Source organism: Paenibacillus sp. 01L418 (assembly GCF_056400045.1).
Genome location: NZ_JBFTSN010000228.1, coordinates 1 through 10,374, shown reverse-complemented (window position 1 = coordinate 10,374; position 10,374 = coordinate 1). Strand labels below are relative to the sequence as shown.

Annotated in this window: 5 protein-coding genes; 2 read left to right on the top strand and 3 right to left on the bottom strand. The window is 42.1% G+C overall.

Going from position 1 to position 10,374, the window contains the following annotated elements; all coding sequences use genetic code 11:
- Positions 1–26 precede the first annotated feature (26 nt).
- Entirely contained in the window at positions 27–5,468 is a 5,442-nt protein-coding gene (locus AC1DSE_RS22340; protein ID WP_477528206.1) for a glycosyl hydrolase family 8, read from the bottom strand.
- 625 nt (positions 5,469–6,093) lie between these two features.
- Between AC1DSE_RS22340 and AC1DSE_RS22335 the strand changes: the two genes are divergently transcribed.
- The gene (locus AC1DSE_RS22335) at positions 6,094–6,576 is read left to right on the top strand and encodes a CcdC family protein (protein ID WP_441880315.1); all 483 of its coding nucleotides are present in this window, start codon (positions 6,094–6,096) and stop codon (positions 6,574–6,576) included.
- Positions 6,577–6,660: 84 nt separating this feature from the next.
- On the opposite strand, the gene AC1DSE_RS22330 is transcribed toward AC1DSE_RS22335, so the two are convergent.
- Positions 6,661–7,533 (bottom strand): DMT family transporter, encoded by an 873-nt coding sequence (locus AC1DSE_RS22330; RefSeq protein WP_477508944.1) that lies wholly within the window; start codon positions 7,531–7,533, stop codon positions 6,661–6,663.
- A gap of 297 nt (positions 7,534–7,830) precedes the next feature.
- On the opposite strand from AC1DSE_RS22330, the gene AC1DSE_RS22325 reads away from it, so the two are divergent.
- Positions 7,831–9,549, top strand: a complete 1,719-nt coding sequence (locus tag AC1DSE_RS22325) for an alpha-keto acid decarboxylase family protein (RefSeq protein ID WP_477508945.1) — start codon at positions 7,831–7,833, stop codon at positions 9,547–9,549.
- Between the two features lie 138 nt (positions 9,550–9,687).
- Here AC1DSE_RS22325 and AC1DSE_RS22320 read toward each other — a convergent pair.
- The coding region (locus AC1DSE_RS22320) for a ChbG/HpnK family deacetylase (protein ID WP_477528205.1) at positions 9,688–10,374 on the bottom strand (687 nt) is incomplete at its 5' end.

Below are 10,374 nucleotides of genomic sequence, written 5' to 3'. Positions count from 1 at the left end.
GCATAAATGACGGTAAAGCTCAGACATTATTTCCCTATAACTTCTTTCAATTTCAGCAGCACAGTAACCGCTTCAGCACGGGTAGCAACGCCAGTTGGCTCAAATTTATTACCGCTGCGTCCTTGTACAATTCCTTGCTTCTTCGCCGTTTCTGCAGCCTTCTTAGCCCATGCAGGTATAGCACTGTCATCAGCAAAGCCTGTTTTACCGCTTGCATCTGCATCAAGGCCAGTAACTTTTGCAATCATAGCAACCATCTCGGCTCTTGATATGCTTGCATTTGGACGGAAGCTGCCATCCTCATAACCTGTAAGAATACCAGCCTCAACAGCCTGAGCTACTGCCTTAACCGCCCACGCGCCAATAGCAGACTTATCTTTAAATTGCAGCTCGCTTCCGCTTGTTTGCGGCTTCAGCATTTGCATCATCATCACTGCAAACTCCGCACGTGTTACCGAAATATTCGGCTTAAATGTGCCGTCTGAATAACCATTTACAAAGCCTTCTGCCACTGCCTTTTGGATATTCAGCTGTGCCCAGTGACCATCAATATCCTTGAAGTTCAGTTGATTTTTATTTATTGCCATGACAGCAAATTTCGTAAAGTGATCCACTTCAACTTCAATTTTATTACCGTTTATCTTGCCTCCAATAGATACCCATTTTTTGCTCGTCTCATCGAAGTAGAATACAGCTGCCGTTTGATTCTCTTTAAGCAGCGATGAATTAAATTCAAAGACGAGTGTTACATTTTTGCTGAATTTACCCGAACTATTTTTCAACACTTCAAAAACTGAGCTGAGAGGAATATCGACTTTCGAGAAAAGCTTAGCCGTATCCAGCAGTTCTTCAATGGTCAGAATAATTTCCTGAGCTGTTGCTCCAGCTGGGATCGTGACTTTAATTTTCTCACCTAAACTCACCTTTGCTGAGTAACCAGCCGGTATTGTTGCTTTTCCATTCGTAGATACAATCTCTGTTATACCAGTGCCGCCGCCTGAATTACCGCCGGTTGGCGCTTTAGGTGTCGTAATATTTCTCGCATTGCTTGCCTTGGAGAAATTATTCGCATGATCGAATGCGATGACATAATACTGGTAAGCTGTTTCCGAGCTTAACCCTGTATCACTATAAGATGTACTTGTTGTTGTTGCCAGCTCAATACCATTGCGGAAAACCTTGTAGCCTGCTACTCCCAAATTGTCAGTAGAAGCAGACCACGTCAAATTAATTTGAGTGCTGGAACCCGCTTCTGCTTTCAAATTCGATGGATCAGTAGGCGCATCCGTATCAACGATAGTTGGTGTCCACCAGTTGCCGGATACGACGATCATGCTGAGCAAACGGAGGTTATTACCAAAATATAAATCATCTTCCGTTTTAACAGCCGTATTATGATCCCATAGCTTATTTAGCCATTCTTGATTGGATGAATCGATCATTGCACTAACCATTAGCGGAGCTGAGAAAGTGATATCTTGATAATCAGCTATCGCTTCCGAGCCATCCAATTTATAGCCCGCCAAAATATTTTGTGGATCGTTATCCGTCTTTTTACGAATCCACTCATTTAATGTACTTAACTGATCTTTTGCACGTTTTTCCCCTGTAATGAGATAGTCTGTGCCTATGCGCCATGGTGTGCGGGATGAGTTGTAGCTATAATCGCCGTCCGTATCTGATTCTAAAAAGGAAGGCGGTGCAGGTACAAAGCTTCCGCTGTCAGTATCCTTCACGACAAAGTCTGGGAGCAGACCAGCGTTCGGACTGAAATTTTTATAAAGGCTTTCCATCACGTTATAGGTTTTGTCGACTACCTGATTCCAACGGTCATCGCCGGAAACAACAGCAAAATCCTTCATATGCTKCAGCATGAAATCCGAAGGACGGGTAGCATTTTCATACTCGCCGCTAGTTGCCCAATCGGCAATTCTTAATACCCAATCCTTTTGGTTGACTTCACTATCCATAATGGCTTTTATTACTTTACGAGCCTGAGCCAAATAATCAATTTCCCCATCATTTCCCCATTGCTCACTCGCAAGAAGAAGTGCATAGGCAATATCCATATCTCCATCTGTAGCTGAATCCACACCGTTAATATCAATAATCGCTTTACCATTATCAGCTTGCTGCCAAGCCATGAGGTCTGGATTAATTTCGCTTGGATGTGCTCTGAAATAACGATACATGCCGTCAAAATACTTCTTCGCATCTTTATCATGGCCTGCCATTAGAGCGGTGATCAGCATTCCGTAGCCATGAGCTTCAGAAACGGTAATCTCATTCTCTTCAAACCAGTCTCCATCCGCATACCACACATAATATTGGCCTGAGGTATATGGATTCTCTTTCAAATATTTCGTTTTCCACTCGTCATATAATCTTGACACGGTATTATCCATATCAGCTTGCGTAATATGATTTGGCTTAATTGTGCCGTCCGCATAAGCGGTATGCTGAGGGAAAGCTTTAAGTGGACCTTCACCCGCAGCAGCCGGCTTCGTCTTCAAACTTATCGAATGGCTTGCAAGCGATTCTAGTCCCTCTTGATTAATTGCTTTCACTTCATACGTATAAGTGCTGTTTGCAGCTAAACCTGTATCGGAATAGGATAGCTTCGAGCTTGATGTTGCGCCAACTTTCACGCCATCACGGTACACATTATAACCTGCCACGATGATGTTTCCTGAAGATGCCGCCCAAGTCAATTCGTTCTGATACGGGGATATAGCTTTTCCAGTTAAGCTTGTTGGTGCTGAAGGCGGCTCATTCTCGGAACCATTTTCAATCGTTGTGACTTCCACCGGAGCGGAATTGTCTCTCGTTCCAACGGCCTTAACGATAAAATCATATTTCTTATTAGGGTTGATGTCTTTAATTTCTAAGCTGTATTCTGTTTGATTGCCAGTTGCCGAAATATATTCGCTCCAGTGTGCTGCTACTTTGTCGTTCTTCTCGTAAATTCTAAATCCTCTAACCGGCTCAGTTCCTGTAGAAGGCTTCTTCCAAGATAAAATCGCTTTATCCCCTTCCACCTTCACCTTGACGTTCTCTACTTTCTCCGGCTTCGTATCCGTTCTTCTGATTCCGTAGTCATCATAAGCTTTCAATCCCTTGCCAACTGTATTTTCAGCTTTTTCGTCTGCAACAGCTGCTGTGAATGCGGTAAAAGCAAGTACTTTATCCGAAATAGACACATCCGTAAACATTTTCTTGAATGGTTGAGTGTCAATCTCAGCAAAGTAATCATCATAAGGAATGGGATTGCCGTTCTCATCCTTTACTTCTTGTGCATCCCCATTTTCATCAATATAATGCTGATTATTTTTTTCGTAAAATTTATTTCCGAACGCATTAGACATCAGGTAGACTGTACCTTTAGGATCGATGGCATTGCCTTCCTCGTCGATTTTAAAATCTTTAATGATCTCATCATTTAACATTTGGAATGATCTCATATACATATGATCATGAGCTTCGAACACCATATCGATGCCCATTTCGTCAAATTCAGGAATGAGATACTTTTTGTAAAATTGAACCCGCTCATCTTCCCATTGCGCTGAATTGTCACCAGCTCCGTAAGGTCCTTTATGGAAAGTGACGAACTTCCATTTTTTATCGCTTTTTGCTACTGTGTTTTGCATCCATTTCACTTGATCCCAGAACTCTTTATCTGCCCATTCTACATCTTTCCCATTCGCAGCAAGTCCGCCTTCATATTGGGAATTGAATACCATGAAGAGCGCGTCGCCATACTCGAAGGAATAAACAGAACCTTCATCCGTTCCGGCAACCGTTTGCTTAGGCAAGTTGAAGTGGTTATAGAAATTATTATTAGGCGTCGTTACATCACCGTCATAATCATTCACTTCATGACCGCCAAGTACAGGCACATAAGGAACATTCGTGAGAGAATCCTGTGCTAAGCCCAGCATCCACTGCCATTGCTCTTCCAAATCTCCATTGTCGACCAAATCGCCTGCACTGATCAGAAATTTAGGATCGAGAGTATAATCGACTGCTTTCCTAAACGTATCTGCCCACGGTTCAAAATCAGACTTATTAGAAGCCTGCGAATCCGATCCTGCAATAAAGCGGAAAGGTTGGTTAGCTGCAGTATCCGTTGTAAATGAACCAATAATGCTCCAGCTGCCTTCTTCTCCATTGCCAACTCGGAATTTATAAGCTGTACCTGGTTTCAGCTCTCTTGCGATTGCTTTATGACTGATGAATTTCGTGAATGTGTTGGAATCACGATCAGCTTCTGTCATAAAGGTTTCAATTTCCTCCGCCGTTCCTTTATAGCTGACTACTCCATCTGCCGGGAAGACATTCCCTGACATTTTCGAAGCCTCAACGACTTGAACGACAGAGTCTGTCATCGTATCGGTATACCATGCTAGAGCGATACTCGTCTTGGGATCACCGTTAAATGTCATATTGATCATTTTCGGCAAGAAAGGCGATTGTTGTATGCTAAAGCTCCATGTCAAATCACGAATCTGAGTTACTTCGTCAGTACCTTTGATTAATGATTTCGGAACAGAGATCGTATACGTTTTGCCATAACTAAACTCAGGATGATTAATCTTAAGCGTGTTTCCACCAACAACTTCCAGTGAAACACCGGCTAATGATTTATTCTCATTGTCGACAATGCTTACAGCAGATGCGGTATCTAAAGAGATGGCCTTATTAAACTTCACGGTCAACGGCGCATCCACCGATACATTTTCAGCCTTGTCCTTTGGAAGCTTAACCAGATCAATAGTCGGTACACGAATGGCCGAGTTATCTATACGCTCCCCTTGAACCAGAATGTTTCTGATTTTGCTGGAGCCTCCGCCTCCAATTCCATCACTATTGCCATTTGTGTTCTGTCCCGAGCTAACGACCCAGCGAAGATACAGAAGCTCCTGATCATTCGCTTCACTTGGAATCGCAACGTTTTTCAGTTTGCATTCATCGTTAGGCGGACAACTGTATACTCCTTTAGTCATTTTAACCGCACCGTTCGGTACATCCGTCCATGTCGCCCGGTCCGTACTCATCTGCAGTTTAAAATCACGTGGTCCGGAGCCGGAAGAAGTTTGCTCCGATGACAAGGTTAAATTTTTATAGCCTTTAGTCGAGATCGTAGCAAGCCAATATTTTTGGCTAAAATCACCGCTCCAGCCTTGATAACTAAGATCCTTGTTGCTCCCGCTATAGTATTCAAACGTTCCACCGACATTTTGGAACAAGGAAGCCGCTCCGTAAACACCGCCTGTTGCTATGGAGATGCCATTATCCCCTTCATTCGGAAATATCCATTCCGCAACCTTCTCTGCTCCGTTACTCACAGCAGCTGGTTCATCCGCGGCAGCAACAAAGTTGGAGAAAGTGGTTGTCAACATGATGAACGTTAATAATATACAAGTCATTACATGAAATGATTTTTTCCGTTTGTTTCTACTATGCATATACTTAACCTCTTTTCTTTTCCATAATGAAAACGAATGATCAAAAAGTCCAATTCTTTGAATGCGCTGTCATAAATATTTGGTTTTCACAATCACTCTTGGCTCCACCCCCTCTTTCAGGTCGATTTTAAATTACCTAAAAGTTTAAACGCTTTAATCTTCAAAAAAGAGTTTATCCTGTAAGGAAAGCCCTGTCAATCACTTCCAAGGATTTTTCTACGAATTTCAGAGCTATTTACCTGTCCAATTCAAATTTTTCTCCTTATTTCGCACTTTTTCTCCCCGTTCCTATAAGAAAAACGAATTCATTAATTATTTTAAGTATAAGCGCTTAAATTATTTGTAAATTTGAATAGCGTTGACTTTTCAGATGCATAGACTTCCTAAAATGCTTAAAATATACATTAATTAGTATTCGAGTTTTCGAGAAAAGGTGCGTTTAGCTGTGATGAAAATAAGAAGAGTAAGAGGTTTATTTAGTTTTATGAAAGAGCGATCAAGCACAAGGATTCCCAGTACCCCATAAAATGACTATCGTCATATTAAGAAAATTACCTTTATCACTAAATAAGGCATGCCAAAACAATTAAGATAAAAGTATCAAATCGATGAGGTGAGCGAGAAAATGAACGGAAACACTTTTTATATGATGATCGCTTTTATAGCCGTTTTAGTTTTGTGGAGAAGGACGAGAAGCATGTACCGTCCAATACGGGGGAACGGGATTCGATTGCTGATTCCTCTGTTATTCATAATCCCTGGCCTGTCTTTAATTATTAACCCTAACGTGAATGAACCGGCTTGGGCTTTTGGAATAGCCTTCGGGCTTGGCGTTATATTTTCCATCCCATTGATTTGGACGACTAATTACGAAGTGAGAGATGACAATTTGATTTATTCTAAGAAAAACTGGGGATTTATCGCAGCTTTCATAGGTATTGTGTTCATACGGTTTGCTCTGCGTCAAGAATTGTCCGACTTGGATCCTCAAGGTAAAACAGCTTTATTCATGCTAGTAGCTTTCGGTTATATCATTCCGTGGAGAGTTTTTTCGTTTATCAAATTTCGGCGTGTGGCCAACCAATTGCAATTGTCTAAAATAAACTAAAGTTTGGTTGCCTGCGGATAAAAAAAAGGAATTCTCACAGTAAAAAAAAGCTGATCGGCAATAGCGCTGATCAGCTTTTTCGATTCATTCTTCGCGAATGACTAATAACAAACCAATAAAAATGAGTATAGTACCTATCCAAAATGATAAGCCAATTTGTTCACCTAGCAATAGCCAGCCTAAAAAAGCACCAACTATAGGTTGGAAAAAGAAAAATAATCCGCCACTCGAAGCATTAAGCATTTGCAGCCCACGATTCCACAGTAAAAAGGCACAGGCTGTCGAAATAACTCCCAAGTACAATAGTCCGCCCCATATAGATGGATGCATCAAGGCTTGAAAATCAAGCTCCGGCAATCGAGTAACGGTGAAAGGTGTAAGTAAAACAATGGCTACAAGGGTTGTATAAAAAGTTACAACAATTTGTGAATAGTTCCTGGGTACCCGCTTAATAAGAACAGACATAAGCGCCCAAGTAAGGGCGGCAATAAGCAGTGATACACCACCAAGCTGTAGGGATGAATCGATATTGGCATTTCCGACAATAATGCTTACCCCTATTGTTGCTAAAATAATTGAAATTGCTTTTTTAAACGTGATCTTTTCTTTTAAAATGATACGTGCAAATAGCACTATGAATGCTGGTGTCGTTGAAGTAATAATAGCACCCATTTGTGCTGTAGAAAGCATCGTACCTACTTCTTGGGTAATGATAGAAATTGTATTTCCAATAAGTCCAATGAAGAAAATTAATAATAAATCACGCTTTTCAATCCGCCATGATTGTTTCGTTACAACGCCAATAAATAGCAATGATAAAATCGCAATTACATAACGAATCCACACTAATTCAAGTGGTGGAACAAAGTCTACCACATGTTTTACAACAACATACATCCCGCCCCAAATGCTAGCTGCGAGTGATAAATATAAAGAACCTAATAAAGTGTTTTTCATTTTGTACCCTCCGTTTTCCTAGACAGTTCCTGTCCTTAACGGAGTTGTAGTTTTCTACCGTTAAGGAAGAATAACTACAGGTACATCGTTTTCAAAGAGTGGTGACCACATCATCTGTCTTCAGCTCACTTTCAAAAGAGTAATTTTATTTTATATGATTTTTTTTGATAAGGCTATTACCTATTTTAATTATAACGATGTACCAGCGTATGAGAAAAACCCTTAGTGAATAACCAGTCCAATGAAATGGGAATCTTATACAGGATCAGACTGATAAGAATTGGGAGTGAGCGGAAAATGAAAACGATGACAGCGGCTGGCAGTGCTAACCTGCAAACTCGCACGACTCAAAAAACAGTAGGCCAGTACTTGTTCGATTGTCTACAGCTGGAGGGCATTACCGAAATTTTTGGCGTTGCTGGAGACTACAACTTTACACTATTGGATACGCTGGAGCGCTATAACGGCATCCGGTTTATGAGTGGACGGAACGAATTAAACTCAGGTTATGCGGCGGATGGTTATGCAAGAGTTAAAGGCATATCCGCTCTTATTACGACTTTTGGAGTCGGAGAGCTTAGTGCTTGTAATGCGATAGCAGGAGCTAACAGCGAGCATGTGCCGCTAATTCATATAGTAGGTGCGCCTCCCGATAAGGATCAAAAGGAACATAAGCTGATGCATCACACTCTAATGGATGGAAACTTTGACGTCTTCCACAAAGTGTACGAGCAGATTACGGCTTATACTGCAGTACTGACACCGGAAAACGCTGAGATTGAAATCCCTGCCGCCATTCGTATTGCGAAGGAAAAGAAAAAGCCAGTGTACCTCGTTGTGGCTGATGATCTAGTGACCATGCCGATCATGACACGAAGTGAGCCGGTACCCCCGCGTCCAATGTCCAATCTGAAAACTCTTCAGGCAGCAACGGAACATGCCCGCCAACTGCTGGAGCGTGCCCATCGGCCGATCATTTTGGTTGATGTCAAAACCATGCGTTTCGACCTCGTAACCGCAGTTCGGCATCTAGCCGATGCGATGAACGTACCTGTTGCAACAATGATGTTCGGCAAAGGGGCATTTGACGAAACCCATCCGAATTATATTGGGATGTACGAAGGTTCATTCGGAAGTTCTGAAGTCCAAACCGCAGTAGAAAATGCAGACTGTGTCATTGCAGTAGGCATGGTATGGGCGGACAATAATACCGCGAACTTCACTGCGAAGCTAAACCCGCTCGTGACTATCAATATTCAACCGGGCATGGTCAAGGTCGCAGAAGCGGAATATCCGAATGTATTAGCAGCCGACATGCTGCTTGCGGTGCAGAATATTGGATACATAGGCCAAGGTTTAGCGGGAAAAACGACATTCCCATACGACCAAATAACTGGCAGTGCCGGTGACCCACTAACTGCGGCCAATTATTACCCGCGTTTTCAGAAGTTGCTGAAGGAAGGGGATATTGTGGTCGCCGAGACCGGCACGTTTTACAACGGGATGGCGCAGGTGAGACTGCCGCGCAATGCAACATATATTGCGCAAGGTGGCTGGGAGGCGATCGGTTATGCCACACCTTCCGCATACGGTGCCAACGTCGCTGCACCTGATCGGCGGGTGTTGTTATTTACAGGTGACGGCTCCTTGCAGTTGACAGCCCAAGAGATTAGCACCATGCTCTATTATGAATGCAAGCCTATTATCTTCATCTTGAACAACGATGGCTACACAATCGAGAAATATTTAAATGTCAAAACAGAGAATCAGCAATATAACAAAATTCCGCGCTGGTCATACACTAAGCTTGCCGAAGTGTTTGGAGGCGATGCGTTTGCCGTGACAGTACGAACCTATGGAGAGCTTGATCAGGCTATAATTCAAGCGGAGAGGGAATGTACAGGAAGACTCTGTATCATCGAAATGATAGCCGCTGACCCTATGGACGCACCAGAAAATATGCGCCGGATGCGCAATTATTTGGAAATGCAGGAGAAACAACGCAGCCAAAACTAGAAAAAGCAGCATCTAGTTTGCTTCTTCTTCCTTCATAAACACTGTAAATATTCTGATTATGAGGCCCGATAAACTCTAGAACCAAGCTATCGGGCTTCAACTTTATTTATGGAATGATCAGAGTTAAACAATACGCTGTTACCCATTAATTGAACGTTGTAGTTCACGAATGTCCTTCCACGAAATGAGCTTGATGTTTTCCTTTAGGAAGAGCTGCTTTATATCCAAATCACAGAGTAAGCGGAATTCAATTTCCCTTTCCATATAACAGTTTGTTAATTGCTTCAGTTCATCAGTAATGATAGACGGATGAACAGTTAACTGGGTGATACCAGACTTTAGGTTTTTGATCATGGATACAAACTGCGCCTTCACCGTCTCGTGCTCTTCATTCGTGCTAAGGCAATAGGGAAGAGAAATGATATCATCAATGAGGAAAATACCGCGCCTGTCCGCTGAAGAAATTCGTTCGGAAAACCTCTCCTTTTGCTCTTCGTTTATAAACGGCTGCATTAGAATTCTTCTAGGGAAATTAAAGGGCAGTTGATACTCTTGGCATAAATCTAATGCTATATCCAAAAAATCACGTCCTGTGTTTAGACCAAAGATACTCCCTGCATGACTGTCAAGATGAGTGGGATCAATCCCTTGAGAAATCGCATATGTAATTTGAGCTCGCATTTCAAGCCTAACCTCATCCAGATCAGCATTGGACTCTAAAAATGCGATATCTGTAAAGAATTCATTAACTGAATTAACATGGCTGTTGTGCGGATTCTCATGATACACAGGCTTATATCCTTGATGCTCTGAACTTGTTAATGT

What these genes read in the sequence shown, in the direction of transcription:
- AC1DSE_RS22335 (WP_441880315.1), top strand. Translation starts at nt 6,094, where the DNA reads ATGAACGGAAACACTTTTTATATGATGATCGCTTTTATAGCCGTTTTA.
- AC1DSE_RS22325 (WP_477508945.1), top strand. Translation starts at nt 7,831, where the DNA reads ATGAAAACGATGACAGCGGCTGGCAGTGCTAACCTGCAAACTCGCACG.
- AC1DSE_RS22330 (WP_477508944.1), bottom strand. Translation starts at nt 7,533, where the DNA reads ATGAAAAACACTTTATTAGGTTCTTTATATTTATCACTCGCAGCTAGC.